The sequence below is a fragment of the Mesorhizobium sp. M7A.F.Ca.US.002.01.1.1 genome (assembly GCF_004022955.1).
Taxonomy (GTDB): domain Bacteria; phylum Pseudomonadota; class Alphaproteobacteria; order Rhizobiales; family Rhizobiaceae; genus Mesorhizobium; species Mesorhizobium ciceri.
Map to the genome: position 1 here is coordinate 1 of NZ_RZQE01000100.1, position 15978 is coordinate 15978.

Annotated in this window: 16 protein-coding genes; 5 read left to right on the top strand and 11 right to left on the bottom strand. The window is 63.7% G+C overall.

Going from position 1 to position 15978, the window contains the following annotated elements; all coding sequences use genetic code 11:
* The 4 genes from EN932_RS12915 to EN932_RS12930 all read left to right on the top strand — a co-directional run.
* Nucleotides 1-943: ABC transporter substrate-binding protein (locus EN932_RS12915; protein ID WP_128368861.1), on the top strand; the 943-nt coding region annotated here is incomplete at its 5' end.
* 2 nt (nt 944-945) lie between these two features.
* The gene (locus EN932_RS12920; protein WP_013528424.1) at nt 946-1704 is read left to right on the top strand and encodes a cyclase family protein; all 759 of its coding nucleotides are present in this window, start codon (nt 946-948) and stop codon (nt 1702-1704) included.
* Nucleotides 1705-1774: 70 nt separating this feature from the next.
* Nucleotides 1775-3031 carry a cysteine desulfurase-like protein gene (locus EN932_RS12925; RefSeq protein WP_127369852.1) on the top strand — a complete coding sequence of 419 codons (1257 nt, stop codon included), beginning with the start codon at nt 1775-1777 and terminating at the stop codon, nt 3029-3031.
* A 1-nt stretch (nt 3032) separates the two neighbouring features.
* Entirely contained in the window at nt 3033-3614 is a 582-nt protein-coding gene (locus EN932_RS12930) for a cupin domain-containing protein (protein ID WP_013528422.1), read from the top strand.
* Nucleotides 3615-3714: 100 nt separating this feature from the next.
* Here the strand turns inward: EN932_RS12930 and EN932_RS12935 are convergent, their stop codons facing one another.
* The 10 genes from EN932_RS12935 to gcvA form a co-directional block, all read right to left on the bottom strand.
* A complete protein-coding gene (locus tag EN932_RS12935) occupies nt 3715-5118 on the bottom strand; it encodes an MATE family efflux transporter (RefSeq protein WP_127369853.1) in 1404 nt (467 codons plus the stop codon).
* A 167-nt stretch (nt 5119-5285) separates the two neighbouring features.
* Nucleotides 5286-6872 carry an FGGY-family carbohydrate kinase gene (locus tag EN932_RS12940; RefSeq protein ID WP_127384819.1) on the bottom strand — a complete coding sequence of 529 codons (1587 nt, stop codon included), beginning with the start codon at nt 6870-6872 and terminating at the stop codon, nt 5286-5288.
* Nucleotides 6869-7552, bottom strand: coding sequence for an HAD family hydrolase (locus tag EN932_RS12945; RefSeq protein ID WP_127369288.1), 684 nt, complete (start codon nt 7550-7552; stop codon nt 6869-6871). The genes EN932_RS12940 and EN932_RS12945 overlap by 4 nt, the downstream gene beginning before the upstream one ends.
* A gap of 15 nt (nt 7553-7567) precedes the next feature.
* A complete protein-coding gene (locus EN932_RS12950; protein WP_127369287.1) occupies nt 7568-9046 on the bottom strand; it encodes a mannitol dehydrogenase family protein in 1479 nt (492 codons plus the stop codon).
* Between the two features lie 146 nt (nt 9047-9192).
* Nucleotides 9193-9963, bottom strand: coding sequence for an L-iditol 2-dehydrogenase (locus EN932_RS12955; RefSeq protein WP_013528417.1), 771 nt, complete (start codon nt 9961-9963; stop codon nt 9193-9195).
* Between the two features lie 2 nt (nt 9964-9965).
* Entirely contained in the window at nt 9966-10964 is a 999-nt protein-coding gene (locus tag EN932_RS12960; protein ID WP_013528416.1) for an ABC transporter ATP-binding protein, read from the bottom strand.
* 49 nt (nt 10965-11013) lie between these two features.
* Complete coding sequence (locus tag EN932_RS12965) at nt 11014-11838, bottom strand: carbohydrate ABC transporter permease (protein WP_013528415.1); 825 nt, start codon at nt 11836-11838, stop codon at nt 11014-11016.
* Between the two features lie 11 nt (nt 11839-11849).
* Nucleotides 11850-12722, bottom strand: coding sequence for a sugar ABC transporter permease (locus tag EN932_RS12970; protein WP_127384818.1), 873 nt, complete (start codon nt 12720-12722; stop codon nt 11850-11852).
* Between the two features lie 123 nt (nt 12723-12845).
* Complete coding sequence (locus EN932_RS12975; protein ID WP_013528413.1) at nt 12846-14156, bottom strand: sugar ABC transporter substrate-binding protein; 1311 nt, start codon at nt 14154-14156, stop codon at nt 12846-12848.
* Between the two features lie 224 nt (nt 14157-14380).
* Entirely contained in the window at nt 14381-15286 is a 906-nt protein-coding gene (gcvA, locus tag EN932_RS12980) for a transcriptional regulator GcvA (RefSeq protein ID WP_013528412.1), read from the bottom strand.
* 110 nt (nt 15287-15396) lie between these two features.
* Here gcvA and EN932_RS12985 point away from each other — a divergent pair, with 110 nt between their 5' ends.
* Nucleotides 15397-15582, top strand: coding sequence for a hypothetical protein (locus EN932_RS12985; protein ID WP_013528411.1), 186 nt, complete (start codon nt 15397-15399; stop codon nt 15580-15582).
* A gap of 37 nt (nt 15583-15619) precedes the next feature.
* Here the strand turns inward: EN932_RS12985 and EN932_RS12990 are convergent.
* A partial coding sequence (locus tag EN932_RS12990; RefSeq protein ID WP_281061534.1) for a sugar-binding domain-containing protein occupies nt 15620-15978 on the bottom strand: 359 nt, incomplete at its 5' end.

Genomic DNA, 15978 nt, shown 5'->3' on the forward strand with positions numbered 1-15978 from the left:
CTCCAAGAGCGATTCGACGACGATCTCGACCGTCGCCAGCCAGTTGATCGACAGCGACAAGGTCGTCGGCATCATCGGCTTCGCCGATTCCGACTCGGTGCTGGCCATCGGACCGCAGGTCCAGACGGCGCAGATACCGTTCATAACGCCAGGCGCGACCTCGCCGAAATTGCCGAGCCAGCTCGGCAACGAGATCTTCCTCGCCGCCTTCGGCGACAGCGTTCAGGCTGCGGTTGGCGCGGAGTTTGCGCTGAACAAGCTGAACGGCAAAACCGCCTACCTGCTGACCGACATCGGCACTGAATACACAACGCTGCTGTCGGACTACTTCGTCACCGCCTACGAGCATGGCGGGGGCAAGATTTTGGAGCGCGACACCTACAAGATCGGCGACAAGACCTTTACCGCGCAGATCGCCAAACTGAAGGCGCTGTCGCCGCAGCCAGACTTCGTCTATGCCTCGTCGAATGCCGAGGAAATCGGCCTGATCTTGAAGCAGATGCGCCAGGCCGGCATCAACCTGCCGGTGGTCGGCGGCGACGGCTACGACACGCCCTTGCTGATCCAGGTCGGCGGCGACGCGGCCAAGGACACCTACTTCACTACACACGCCTACATCGGTGAGGGCGCCACCCCGAAGGTGCAGGCCTTCATCGACGCCTACACCAAGTCGGTCGGCAATGCCCCGGAGAACGCGTTCGCTGCGCTCGGCTACGACTCGGTCAAGCTGATGGCCGACGCGATCAAGCGTGCCGGTGCGCCGGATCCGGCCAAGATCCGTGACGCGCTGGCCGCTACGTCCGGGCTCGACGGCGTGACCGGCACGATCACCTACCGCCCGGGCATTTCGGTGCCGGACAAGTCGGTCTCGGTCATTGGTGTCAAGGACGGCAAGCTTGTCCTGGCAAGTGAAGCGGCACCGACCTTCGTCGCGGAGCCGTGATCTTGTCCACTCCGGGCTCGCTTTGGGACATCTACAGGTCGCGGCTCTCCGCCGCGACCTTCACCGACCTGACGCATGCGTTTCATCCGGGTCAGCCGCATTTCCCGGCCTTCCCGGACGAGGAGCGCAGTGCGTTGCTCGATTTTTCGAAGGGCGATGCCTTCCAGGTCCACCACTACGCCTTCGTCGGACAGTGGGGCACCCATGTCGATCCGCCGGTGCACTTCATCGACGGCGGCCGCTCGATCGACCAACTGCCGGTGGCGGAGATGCTTCTGCCGCTGGTCATCCTCGACATCAGCGACAGGGTCGCCGCCGATCCCGACGCGACGCCGACGCTCGACGATATTTCGGCCTGGGAGACGCGGAACGGCCGTATCCCGGAAAAGTGTTTTGTCGCACTTCGCACCGGCTGGTGGCCGCGCTGGCCGGACCCCGTGGCATTTCGGAACAAGTCGGCCGACGGTATCTCGCATGCGCCGGGTTGGTCGAAGCCGGTGCTGGAGGAACTTTTGGAACGCCGCGGTGTCGCTGCGATCGGGCACGAGGGCATGGACACTGATCCCGGCCGTGCCACTTCCGCAGGTGACGCAAGCCTGGAATACTATGTGCTGTCGCGCGACTGCTGGCAGATCGAGCTCTTGGCCAATCTCGACAAAGTGCCCGAAGCCGGCGCGTTGATAATGGCAAGCTGGCCAAAGCCAAAGGCCGGATCTGGCTTCCCGGCTCGCGCTGTCGCCATCCATGAAGCGGCCGGCTGAACGCGTGAAGCCGCTGCTGGCGGCGGTCGAGGGGCCGCCGCACAACGATCATCAGACACGGAATTCAGACATGGATATAGATACGGTCCGCGATGCTTTTCCGGCGATGGCGAGAGGTGCCGGGCCGAAGAAGCGGATTTTCTTCGACAATCCCGCGGGAACCCAGATGGCGAGCCGTTCGATCGAGCGTATGACGCGTGCCATGATCGAAACCAACGCCAATCTTGGTGGCTATTTCGAAACCTCACTCGCGGCCCAGGCGATGGTCGACGACGCGCATCAGGCGATGGCCGATTTCTTCAATGCCGCCGACCGGCGTGAGGTGGTGTTCGGCCAGAACATGACGACTCTGACTTTCGCCGTCTCGCGCGCCATCGGCCGCGATCTGAACGCCGGCGACGCCATCGTGCTGACGCGCATGGATCATGACGCCAACGTCGCACCCTGGCTGATGCTGGCGGAGGATCGGGGGCTTGAAGTACGCTGGATCGACCTCGATCCAAAAACCTTCGAACTCGACCTGTCGACGCTGGAGGCGACTATCGACGAGGACGTCAAGCTGGTCGCCGTCGGATATGCCAGCAACGTTACCGGCACGATCAACGACGTGAAGCGGATCGCGCAGCGCGCCCGCGCGATCGGGGCGCTGAGCTATATCGACGCGGTGCAGTTCGCGCCGCATGGGGTGATCGACGTCCAGGAGATCGGCTGTGATTTCCTGGTTTGCTCGGCCTACAAATTTTTTGGACCGCATCACGGGGTGTTGTGGGGCCGTTTCGATCTGCTGCAGGCGCTGACCGCCTATAAGGTGCGCGCGGCTTCCAATACGCCACCTGGAAAATTCGAGACGGGAACGACAAGCCGCGAGGCGCTTGCCGGGGTGCTTGGCGCCGTCGAGCACTATGCCTGGCTCGGACAGTCCTTCGGCAACGTCCACCCGCAGGCGACGCGGCGGGAGCGCATCGTCGCCGGCATTGAAGTCGCCGACCGTTATGAGCGTGTCCTGACAGCACGGCTGATTGCCGGATTGTCTAGAATTGATGGCGTCTTGATCCAGGGCATATCCGATGTGGCGGCGCTGGCGCGCCGTGTGCCTACCGTGTCGATCACCGTTGACGGAACCGATCCCGCCGATATCGCCAAGGCGATGGCAGAGGAAGGCATCTATCTCTGGCACGGTCACAATTACGGTTTGGAGCCAATCAAGCGGCTGGGGCTTGCGGACCGCAACGGTGTCGTCCGCATCGGGCTGGCTCATTACAACACCGAGGCGGAAGTCGATTTCCTGCTGGCGAAGCTGGCGGACTGGATGAAGACGCGGACCTGACATGCGCGACAGAAACGGAACCCCGAGGATCGGCGTCAAGCTGCGCCATGCCAGACAGGTGCTTGGCCTCAGCCTGGAAGAGCTCGGCGCCCGCATCGGGCTGACAGAGGGTTATCTCTCGAAGATCGAAAACGACCGCGCTACACCGTCCATGGCGGCTCTGCATCGGCTGGTGCAGGCGCTGGGCATCAACATGAACGCGATGTTCGGCACGCTGCAGCACAATGCCTCGGAAGTGTTCGTTTTGCGGCAGAACGAGCGTCCGCACATGGAGACGGGACATCGGCGTTCGGGCAACCATGTCGTGCTCGAGCAATTGGTGCCGTCCGGTCCGGAATATCTGCTGCAGATCAACGTTCATGTGATCGAGGCCGGCGGCGGCAGCCCCGAGTTGATCAGCCACAAGGGACAAGAGTTCGGCTACGTGCTCGAAGGTTCCGTCGAATTGCTGGTCGAGGCGAACGTGGTGGCGCTCGAGGCAGGCGACGCGTTCTATTTCAACTCCGAACTCGGCCACGGCTACCGCAATATCGGTTCGACCACGGTCCGCATCCTCTGGGTCAACACGCCGCCGACATTCTGACCGCCTCCAGCGCGGCGCCGGATTTTGAGGGAGTTCTGCAGGCGTTGTTCAATGAGCCAACGTCCACAGGACAACAGCCGCCGAGCCCAATTGAGCTGTTTCAATGCCCGAACGCGAGCGGCGGCGCCAGTCGGTCGCGCCGCAGCCAGCGCGCCAGCAGCAGCGCGGCCACCACGGCCAGCCCCGTCGACAGGCCGATCCAGATGCCGACGCCATGCAGGCCGAAATGGAAGGCGAGCAGCACCCCAAGCGGCAGGCCGACGCCCCAATAGCCGATCGCGGCATAGATCATCGGCACCTTGGTGTCGTGCAGGCCGCGCAGCATGCCGGCGGCCACCGCCTGGGCGCCGTCGAAGACCTGGAACAGCGCCGCGAAGACCAGGAACGACACGGCAAGTTCGATCACCCTGGCATTGGCCGGATTGCTCAGATCGATGAAGGCGCTGATCAGCGGATGCGGCCACAGGATCATCACCAGCCCCATCAGCGCCATGAAGGAAACGCCGATGACGAAGGCGGTCCAGCCGGCGCGCGACACGCCTTGCGGATTGCCGGCGCCATGCGCAAGGCCGACGCGCACCGTCACCGCCTGGTTGAGGCCAAGCGGCACCATGAAGGAGATCGAGGCGATCTGGATGGCGATCGCGTGCGCGGCCAGCGAATCCGCGTCGATCAGGCCCATCAGCAGGGCGGCCGCATTGAAGATAGTCACCTCGAAGGCGAGAATGCCGGCAATCGGCAGGCCGAGCCGCAACAGGCCCTTGAAGCGTGGCCAGTCCGATCGCCAGAACCGTCCGAACAGACGATAACGGCGGAACTTCTTCTCCAGTATCACCACGGCAGCCAGGCCGATGAACATCAGCGTTGAGGACAGCGAGGTGGCAAGGCCCGACCCGGCAATGCCCATCGACGGCACGCCGAGATTGCCGAACATGAACACCCAGTTGAAGAAGGCATTGCAGGCGACGGCAACAAAGACGATGACCAGCGCCCAGCCCGGCCGCTCCAGCGCCGAGATAAACGAGCGCAGCACGATATAGAAGTAGAAGGGCAGCACCGCCCATTCGAGCCAGCGCAGATAGATGCCGGCCTGATGCGCCAGTGCCGGTTCCTGGCCCATGGCCAGCAGAATGCCTTCGCCGTGCCAAAGCACGAGCCAGATCGGAATCGAGATCAGGATCGCCAGCCACAGGCCCTGGCGCACGGTGCGGCGCAGGTCGCGCACCGAATAGCGGCGGCGGCCAAGCTCGGTGGCGATCATCGGCGATGTCGCCAGCATCAGGCCGAGGCCGAAGATCAGCGGCATGAAATAGAGGTTGGCGCCAAGCGCGCCACTGGCCAGCGTATCCGGCCCCAGCCGGCCCATCATCATGACGTCGGTGGCCGTCATCGCGGTCTGGCCGAGATTGGTCAGCACCATCGGCCAGGCGAGCGCCAGCGTCGCCCTGATTTCCTGACGCCAAAGATTTTCCGGCGCGCGAGCGCCGGCTTCGATCGCAGACATTGTTCCGCTCTTTCCAGCTACGGCGCGTCGGCCAGAGCCGGAAGCCGCATGTCAAACGGCAAAACCTTCGGTTTCGCGGCGTTTGCGTCAGCTTCTGGACGAAACGCGACATGAAGGCAAGAGAGGAGGGACGGGAACGGATTGAGCCAGGGACCGGCCCCGATGCTCTAGCGGATCGCGTCCAGCATCCGCCGCTGGCGGTGCATCTCAAGGAAAACCTTGTAGTCGCGGTCGAAACGCCCTGATGATTTCGGGTTCGACGCGCGCGTCCTGCCGCCTTGCTGCATGGCAAGACAGGCCGCGTTGAGGTCGGGAAACAGCCCGGCCGCGGTGGCGGCGATCATGCCGGTGCCGAGCAGCACCGCCTCGTCGGCCAGCGGCTCGATCACCGTGCAGCCGGTGGCGTCGGCATAGAGCTCCATCAACAGCGGGTTCTTGGTGTGGCCGCCGGTGACATGCAGCGTATCGATCAGATAGCCGTTCTCGTTCAGCGCCTCCAGCACGTGGCGCACGCCGAGCGCGATGCCGACGGCGGTGCGCCAGTAGAGCTTGCACAGGCTGTCGAAGGAGGAGTCCAGCGTCAGCCCGCTGACGACGCCGACGGCATGCGGATCGGCGAGCGGTGAGCGGTTACCATGAAAATCGGGCAGCACATGCAGCCGCGCGGCAAGGTTGTCGCCCTCGGTGGCGCGCAGCTCGGTGACACGCCTGGCGATCTTCGCATGCATGGCGGCATCCGGCTCGCCGCCGGCGCCGTGCCAGCGGATGATGTGGTCGAGCAGGGCGCCGGTCGCCGACTGGCCGCCTTCCGACAGCCACAGCCTGGGCAGCGCCGCGCCGTAATAGGGACCCCAGACGCCGGCGAAGGGCTGCGGATCCGGTGACATCGCCATGACGCAGCTCGACGTGCCGGCGATCAGCGCCAAATGCCGGCCGATGTCCTGTTGGTCGCCGGCAAAGCCGCCGAGCACGCCAAGCGCACCGGCATAGGCATCGATGACGCCGGCGCCGACCCGGCATTTCTCGCTCAGCCCAAGCTCGGCCGCTGCCTGGGCGGTCAGTTGGCCAATATAAGCGCCGACCGGACTGGCCTTTTCCGGCAAATTGCCGTGCTCGAAAAGATCGCCGAGGCCGACGAGCGCAAAGAAGTCGCGCCGCCAGCCGGCCTCTTCATGCGCCAGATAGGTCCATTTGGCGGTCAGCGTGCATTGCGAGCGGGCCAGCGAACCTGTCGCTTGCCAGGTCAGGAAATCGGTGAGATCGAATAAATAGCCGGCTTCATTCCAGGTCTCCGGCAAATTGCGCTTCAGCCACATCAGCTTCGGTGTCGCCATTTCCGGCGACATGACGCCACCGACGTAATTCAGCACGGCATGGCCGCTTGCCGTGCATTCGTCGGCCTCCGCGATGGCGCGGTGGTCGAGCCAGACGATGGTGTCCCAGCGCTTGTCGCCCGTGGTCGAGATGCTGAGCTGGCCGCCTTGCCGGTCGCGCACCACCAGCGAACAGGTGGCATCGAAGGAGATGCCGACGACCTCCTCGGCAGCTATGCCGGCCTTTTCGCGGGCAGCGCGCACGGCGGCGCAGACGGCCGACCAGATATCGCGCGAATCATGTTCGGCGTGATCGGGCTTCGGCTGGTTCATGGCGATCGGCCGCTCGGCGCGGCCGAGCAAGGTGCCGTTGGTGTCGAGAATGCCCGCGCGAGCGCTCCCGGTGCCGACATCGACCGCGCAAACGAACTGTTTCGTCAAGATGCTCTGTCTCTCGCTCCCAGGCCTGCAATCAGATCGGGCAATTGCAGCATGTCAGCGAATATAAAGTCCGGTTCACTCGACGCAAGCCGCGCTTTCAAGGTCGGGTTGCCGGCGTGCGAGCCGCCGGTGAAGGCAAACACGCGCATCCCCGCCGCCCGCGCGGCAATGATGCCGGCCGGGCTGTCCTCGATGACGAGGCATTTGCGTGGATGGGCCCGCATGCTGGCGGCAGCATGCAGGAACAGGTCCGGCGCGGGCTTTCCCTTGGCCACCATGGTGGCACTGAACAGGTGCGGTTCCATCAGCCCAAGCAATCCGGTGACGTCGAGCGCGTAGCGGATGCGGTCGAGCGTGCCCGAGGACGCGACACAGAACGGCAGCTCAAGCTTCGGCAGCATCTTCTTGACACCGGCGATCGGCTTCAGCTCCTCGCGGAATTTGCGCATCAATTCGACGCGCATCTCGGTCAGGTGCAGGTCGGTAATATCGAGCCCGAAGTCGCGGCCGAGGATCTCGCGCACGCTTTTCATGCTCTTGCCGAGGAAATGCTCGTAGGCGGCATCCTCACTGACGCTGCCGCCGGCAAGCCTGACCATGCCGAGCAGCGCCGAGACGGAGAGCGCCTCGCTGTCGACCAGCACGCCATCGCAGTCGAAAATGACCAGTTCAGGCGTCATGGCCGAGAATGGCTCTCAGAGCTTGCCGGCGAGGTAGCGCGTCAGCGTGGCGCGCGCGCCATTCGCCCACAGCACGTTGAGCGCATGGGCAAAGGCCTCGACAAACGCCGTTGCGCGGCCGACATCGCCATAGATGTCCTCCATGGCGAGCCAGGCGGCGGGAGCGTCCTTTGCTGCCTTTGCCGTCGCCTGCAGCCGGTCCCAACTCGGGTCGTTGGGCTCGATGACGGCGCCGCTGTCCGTCGTGCCGAAGCAATAGCGGCACCACAATGCCGATTCCAGCGCCAGGCCGGCGACGCTTTTCCCAGCCTTCAGCCGGTCGGCGATGGTCGGGATGATGAACTTCGGCTGGCGGTTGGAGCCGTCGAGGCAGAGCCGGCGCACCGTGTCGCCGATCTTCGGGTTGGAGAAGCGGCTCTCGATGAGCTGGTAATAGTCTTCCAGAACCGTGTCCGGCACCGGCGGCACCGTCGGGATGATTTCGTCCCGTTCGAGCTTGGCCAGAAAACCGCTCACCAGCGGCTCCTGCATCGCCTCATGCACGAAATGGATGTCCATCAGGCCGGCCGGATAGGCGATCGCTGCATGGCCGCCATTGAGGATGCGGATTTTCATCAGTTCATAAGGCGCAACGTCTTTGACGAACTGCACGCCGACCTTTTCCAGCGGCGGCCGGCCATCGGTGAAATGGTCCTCCAGCACCCACTGCCGGAACGGCTCGCAGAACACCGGCCAGTTGTCCTCGAGGCCGAAATCCTTGGCCAGGATGCCGCGCTCGCGGTCGGTGGTGGCCGGCGTGATGCGATCGACCATGCCGTTCGGAAAGGCGACATGCTCGCTGACCCAGTTCGCCAGATCCTCGTCGATCAAACGGGCCAGGCCGATGACGCCATCCGAGGTGACATGGCCGTTGTGGGGAATGTTGTCGCACGACATGACGGTGAACGGCACGGTGCCTTCATCGCGGCGGCGCATCAGCCCGGCAAGAATGATGCCGAACACCGTCTTCGGCGTGGCGCCGGCCTGCGCGTCGGCGACGATGTCGGGATGGATCGGGTTGAACACGCCGGAAGCCGGATCGATAAAGTAGCCGCCTTCGGTGATGGTCAGCGAAACGATCTTGATCGCCGGGTCGGCAAGCCGTTTGATGACACCGGCCGCATCGCCAGGCATCAGGAAGTCGATCATCGCGCCGGTGACGCGGGCATTCATATGGCCAGAGTCCTGCTCGACCACCGTGGTCAGCCAGTCCTGCTCTTCCAGTTTGCCGCGGCCGATCTTTTCACCGTCGAACACGCCGGCACCGATCAGCGCCCAGTCATGGCCGATGCCCGCATTGAACAGATCGTCGAGATAGACGGCCTGATGCGAGCGGTGGAAATTGCCGACGCCGAAATGCACGATGCCGGCCTTCAGCGTCGCGCGGTCATACTTCGGACCTGCGACGTTGGCGGGCAGCTTGGAGAGGTTAGAGGACGAGAGTTTCACGGTCATCTGTTTTACCCTTTGGCCGGGTTTCGGCCTTCGTTACGCTCCTCTCCCCGTCGGGGAGAGGATAAGGGGTGGCACTTGCTACGCGCCCGCTGAAGTCGGCCTCTGCTCCCCGCGGAGGGACGAGGAGCAGAGGCCGTCCCCCGCCCTCAACTCATCCACTGGCCGCCATCGACATTGTAGGTCTGGGCGACGATGTATTCGGCGTCGCTGCTGGCGAGAAACACAGCCATGCCGGTGAGGTCCTGCGCCGTGCCCATGCGGCCATACGGCACCGCCTCGCCAACCAGCTTCTTCTTCTCGCCCCTCGGCCGGTTCTCATATTTGGCGAACAGCGAATCGACGTGATCCCAGTGCTCGCCGTCGACGACGCCAGGGGCAATCGCGTTGACGTTGATGCGGTGCTTGATCAGGTCGAGCCCCGCCGACTGGGTCAGCGAGATGACGGCGGCCTTGGTGGCGCAATAGACGCCGACCAGCGCCTCGCCGCGCCGTCCGGCCTGGCTCGCCATGTTGATGATCCTGCCGCCCTTGCCTCGCGCGATCATCGAGCGGGCGGCTGCCTGCAGCATGAACAGCGTGCCGGCGACATTGACGGAAAACAACTTGTCGTAGCTTGCCCTGGTGATTTCGACGATCGGCGCCAGGTCGAACAGGGCGGCGTTGTTGATCAGGATATCGAGGCCACCGGTCTTCGTCTCGACGGCTTTCACCGCCGCCTCGATCGAGGCGAGGTCGGTGACGTCGAGCTTGACCGCATAGGCCTTGCCGCCAATCTCTGCGGCCGTCTTCTGCGCCGCCTCGAGATTGATGTCGGCGATGGCGACGGTTGCGCCTTCGCCGGCATAGGCTTCGGCGAAGGCTCTGCCGATGCCGCGGGCCGAACCCGTGATCAGCGCGGATTTGCCGGCCAGTCGCATGTTCAGATTGCCTTTCCGTCGGCGCCAAAGCGATGCAGCTTGGCCTTGTCTGGTGTCAGGTAAATGGTGTCGCCGTGATGGACGCCGAGTTCGCCGTCGGCGCGCACGGTCAGCGGACCGACGCCGTCGGCCTGGACGTGCAGGAAGGTGTCGGAGCCGAGATGCTCGGCGACGCCGACGACCGCCTTCCATTCGCCCGCCGTGGTCGAGATCTCCAGGTGTTCGGGACGGATGCCGATGGTCTTGGCGCCGTTTTTGGCAGCCGGCGCGCCCTCGATCAGGTTCATCTTCGGCGAGCCGATAAAGCTGGCGACGAACAGGTTCTTCGGCGTCTTGTAGAGCTCCATCGGCGAGCCGACCTGCTCGATGTTGCCGGCGTTCAGCACGACGATCTTGTCGGCCATGGTCATCGCTTCGACCTGATCGTGGGTAACGTAGATCATGGTGGTCTTGAGCTGATGGTGCAGCTCGCTGATCTCCAGCCGCATGGTGCCGCGCAGTGCCGCATCGAGATTGGACAGCGGTTCGTCGAACAGGAAGGCGGTCGGCTGACGCACGATGGCGCGGCCGATCGCGACGCGCTGGCGCTGGCCGCCTGAAAGCTGGCCGGGCCGGCGTTCGAGATAGTTGGTCAGGTTGAGCACGCGCGCCGCGTCTCCCACCTTCTTGTCGATGGTCGCCTTGTCCTCACCGGCCATCTTCAGCGGGAAGCCGATGTTCTTGGCCACCGTCATGTGCGGATAGAGCGCGTAAGACTGGAACACCATGGCGAGCTTGCGCTTGGCCGGTGCCTCGCCGGTGACGTCGCGGCCGTCGATGTTGATGGAGCCGCCGCTGGTGTCCTCGAGCCCGGCGATCAGGCGCAGCAGCGTTGACTTGCCGCAACCCGACGGGCCGACAAAGACGACGAACTCGCCATTCTCGATCACCAGGTCGAGACCGGGGATGATGGACGTCGCTCCGAAGGATTTCGAGACGTTCTTGAGCGTGATGTTTCCCATGGTTTCCTCCCCGAGGGGTTATTTCTGCCGATTGCTTCGGGCAATTCCGTTATTTCACCGCACCAAATGTCAGGCCGCGCACCAGCTGCTTCTGGCTGAACCAGCCCATGATCAGGATCGGCGCGATGGCCAGCGTCGAGGCGGCCGAAAGCTTCGCCCAGAACAGGCCTTGCGGGCTTGAGAACGAGCTGATGAAGGCGGTCAGGGGTGCGGCTTCCGTCGTCGTCAGCCGGATCGTCCAGAACGCCTCGTTCCAGGCCAGGATGATGTTGAGCAGCATTGTCGAGGCGATGCCCGGCACCGCCATCGGCGTCAGCACATAGACGATCTCGTTCCACAGCGATGCGCCGTCCATGCGCGCCGCTTCCAGGATCTCGCCAGGGATTTCGCGGAAATAGGTGTAGAGCATCCACACCACGATCGGCAGGTTGATCAGCATCAGCATGATCATGAGGCCGATGCGGCTGTCGAGCAGGCCTGTGTCGCGGAAGATCAGGTAGATCGGGAACAGCACCGCGACCGCCGGCATCATCTTGGTGGACAGCATCCACATCAAGATGTCCTTGGTCCGCTTGGTCGGCGAGAAGGCCATCGACCATGCCGCGGGTATGGCGACCAGCAGGGCCAGGATGGTCGAGCCGACCGAGAGCAGCACCGAGTTGAAGAAGAACTTGAAGTAGCCGCTCTGTGCCTGGACCTCGGTATAGCTCTCGAACGTTCCCGACGGGATGATGCTGAAGCCCTGGATGGCTTCCTGCTCCGACTTGAACGAGGTGATGATCGTGTAGAGGATCGGGAAGAAGATCAGCAGGGCGACGATCCAGGCGGCAACCGTCGCGATCGTCTTGTGCCGGGTGGTGACTGAGCGTGCCATCGTAGCCTCCCTTACTTGTCCAGGTTCTTGCCGACGGCGCGCATGGCGAAGAAGGCAACGATATTGGCGAGAATGACGGCGATCACACCGCCGGCGGATGCCTGGCCGATTTTGAACTCCAGCAACGCCTTCTGGTAGACGAGGAAGGGCAGGTTGGTGGAGGCATATCCCGGGCCGCCATTGGTGGTGACGAGGATCTCGGCATAGACCGAGAGAAGGAAGATCGTCTGGATCAGGATGACGACCGTGATGGCGCGCGACATGTGCGGCAGCGTCAGATAGATGAAGCGGCTGATGAACCCGGCGCCGTCCATCTCGGCGGCTTCCTTCTGCTCGCCGTCGAGCGACTGCAGCGCGGTCAGAAGAATGAGCGTCGCGAAGGGCAGCCACTGCCAGGCGACGATGATGATGATCGCCAGCATCGGATGTTGCCCGAACCAGTCGATCGGCTGGGCCCCGAAGATGCGGGCTATGTCGGCGAACACCCCGTATTGCGGGTGCATGATCATGTTCTTCCAGACCAATGCGGCCACCGGCGGCATGACGAAGAACGGAGAGATGACGAGGATGCGCACGATGCCCTGGCCCCACATCGGCTGGTCGATCAGCAGCGCCAGAAGGATGCCGCCGATCACCGTGATCAGGAGCACGCTGACCACCAAGGTGAGCGTGTTGAGGATCGACTGCAGGAAGGCCGGGTTGGAATAGAACAGCGCGTAATTCGAGAAGCCGACGAAGCCGTCGCGGATCGGATTGAGCGGGTTGTACTGCTGGAAGGAGAACCAGATGGTGATGACCAGCGGCACGATCATCCAGACGAACAGCAGCACCACGGATGGCGCCATCATGAAACGGGCAAGCGAACGGGTCTGCTGAGTAGCCATGACGGTCACCCTCACTGGTCAGACGGAATTTTCAAAAGGCGTTAAAGGCGGCCGCCCGAACTGGGAACTCGGGCGGCCGTTGCCGGTCAAGGAGGCGACCGGCAGTCGGCACCGGGAGGAGCCTTACTTGATGTATCCGCCCTCGGTCATTGCCGCGGTGGCAGCGTCCTGGGCCTGCTTCAGCGCGTCGTCGACGCTCGACTGGCCGGCAAGCGCCGCCGAGAAGAGCTGGCCGACCGTGGTGCCAAGGCCCTGGAACTCAGGGATGGCGACGAACTGGACGCCGACATAGGGCACCGGCTTGACCGTCGGATGCGTCGGATCGGCGGCATTGATGGAGTCCAGCGTCATCTTGGCGAACGGAGCCGCCTTCTGGTACTCGGCATTGGCGTAGAGCGAGGAGCGCGTGCCCGGAGGAACGTTGGCCCAGCCTTCCTTCGAAGCGACGAGCTCCGCATAGTGCTTGCTGGTCGCCCAGGAGACGAACTTCTCGGCGGCATCCGCTTTCTGCGTGCCGGCGGGGATGGCCAGCGACCAGGCCCACAGCCAGTTGCCGCGCTTGCCCAGGCCATTGTCGGGCGCCAGCGCATAGCCGACCTTATCGGCGACGGTGGAGTTCTTCGGGTCCGAAACGAAGGACGCGGCGACCGTGGCGTCGATCCACATGCCGCATTTGCCCTGCTGGAACAGCGCCAGGTTTTCGTTGAAGCCGTTGGAGGAAGCCCCCTCGGGGCCGTCGGCCTTCATCAGGTCGACATAGAACTGCAACGTGTTCTTCCATTCCGGCTGATCGAACTGCGGCTTCCAGTTCTCGTCGAACCAGCGGGCGCCGAAGGAGTTCGACATGGCGGTCAGGAAAGCCATGTTCTCGCCCCAGCCGGCCTTGCCGCGCAGGCACACGCCGTTCACGCCATTGGCGCGGTCGGTCATCTTGTCGGCGGCCTGCTTGATGAAGTCCCAGGTCGGCGCGTCGGGCATCTTCAGCCCGGCCTTGTCCATCAGGTCCTTGCGGTACATGACGAAGGAGCTTTCGCCGTAGAAGGGCGCGGCATAGAGCTTGCCGTCGACCGAAAGGCCGCCAGCAATGGCCGGGATGATGTCCTTGGCGTCGTAGTCGTCGCCGAGCTTGTCGAGCGGCAAAAGCCAGCTCTGCTTGGCCCAGATCGGAACCTCATAGGTGCCGATGGTCATCACGTCGTACTGGCCGCCCTTGGTGGCGATGTCGGTGGTGACGCGCTCGCGCAGCACATTCTCTTCGAGCGTAACCCAGTTGAGCTGGATGTCGGGGTTCGCCTTGGTGAAGTCCTCGGTCAGCTTTTGCATGCGGACCATATCGCCATTGTTGACGGTGGCGATGGTGATGGATTCGGCATGTGCGGCGAACGCAAGCGTGCTGGCCGACAACAAGCCCAGGGTGAGCGTGCGAAGTTTCATCAAATTCCTCCCTTGAACCAAGATGAGCATTTGCCTTGGCTTTGGGCAATTACTCACTTGGCGTGAATTATGTCAAGTCGGATTCGATGCTGCAGCGCAGCACCCGGGCGACACCGCAGGCCGGGACGAGCGGAAATTGCCAGGACGAAGAGCGTCCCGGCCGGATACAGTGCGGCAACAGCGGATAGATCTGTGAGGCCAGGTGCAGCCCGCAAGCCTGCCGGTCAGCAGGCGATCTCGGCCAGCAGCCAGTCGCGGAAGGCACGGATCTTCGGCACGTTGCGGCGCGCTTCGGGGTAGACCAGCCAAAAGGCATGGCCGTCGTCGCCAACCAGATCGAAAGGCTGGATCAGGCGCCCACCGGCAAGTTCCGCCTTGAACAGCGCCCTGGTCAGGATCGCGACGCCATGACCGGCGATCGCCGCATTGGCCTCATAGGCCTGCGCGCCCATGCTGCTGCCGGGCCGTTTGGCGAGATCGTGCGAGTGCACGCCGGCAGCCTCGAACCATTGCGTCCACCAGATGTCGCCGGGATCGAGGATCGGCAGCCGCAACAGGTCCGCCGGTTCCCTGACGCCGCCGATGCTTGCCGCGAGCTTCGGGCTCAGCATCGGCGTGAAATCGGCATCGAGCAGCTTGTAGGCTTCCAGCCCCGGCCATTTGCCGCCGCCCGACCGGATGGCGAGGTCGACATCCTCGCGGGCGAAATCCGTCAGCCGGCTCGATGTTTCGAGCCGCACGGCAAGGGAGGGATGAGCGATCTGGAATGAGCCCAGATGGTGCGCCAGCCAGTTCGAGGCAAAGGTCAGCACCGTCGTGACGCACAGCAATCCGTCGGCGCCGCCACGCGCCGCCGCATAGGCCTGGCCGAGAATGGCGAAGGCCTCGCTGACCGCTGGCGCAAGGCGCTGTCCAGCCTCGGTGAGTGCGATCTGGCGCGGCCGGCGCAGGAACAGCGGCGCGCCGACCCGTTCCTCCAGCACCTTGATCTGATAGCTGACCGCCGCTTGCGTCATGGCAAGTTCCTCGGCCGCCTTGGTGAAGGAAAGATGCCGCGCCACCGCTTCGAACACCCGGATCGCCTGCAGCGGCGGAAGCTGTGAAACCTGCCGAGAGCTGAGGTCCGGCATAAAGCCTCCTTATGGGTCCTTATCGACGTTCGATTGGCAAAGGCCGCCGTCAAGACCGACATTTCCAGTCAACCCGTCATTCGGGTTCAGGATAGCGAAGGTTGACGATCATGACCATGGCGCAGCAAAAATGCACTTCCGCACCCGATCATCGCTGGTTTTCGTGGCTGACGGATGGATTCGGCTGGTTCGCAGCCAAAAAACGGGCACATCTCGACATCAGGGACCTGTCGCCGCATCTGCAGCGCGATCTCGGTTTTCTCGATGGCAACGACCCTTTCGGGCGGCACAGCTAGCGCGGTTGGTTTTATCGCAGATCAGTTGTGCTTCCGGTCAGATGCTGGCGAGCAGCGCGGCGGCGGTCCGTTCATCGGTGATGAGGCCGTTGATCAGCCGCCGGTTCGCGGCCGCCAGAATGCCCGGCAGCTTTCGTTCTCCCATCGCCAGTGCGATGACCAGCGATTTCTCGCGTGACGGCAGCGACGCCGACGACACCCGGTCGTTGGTGATGCCCTCGATCATGCGGCCCTCCCTATCGAACACCCAGCCGACGATCTCGGCGATGCCGCCGGCTTTCTGCAGCGCCTTCAATTCGCTCTCCGAAATGAAGCCGTCCTCGTAGAGCGGCGCCTTGGGGCCGAGGTCGCCGATGCCGATGAAGGTGACGTCGGCCTCGGCGGCAAGCGCAAGCG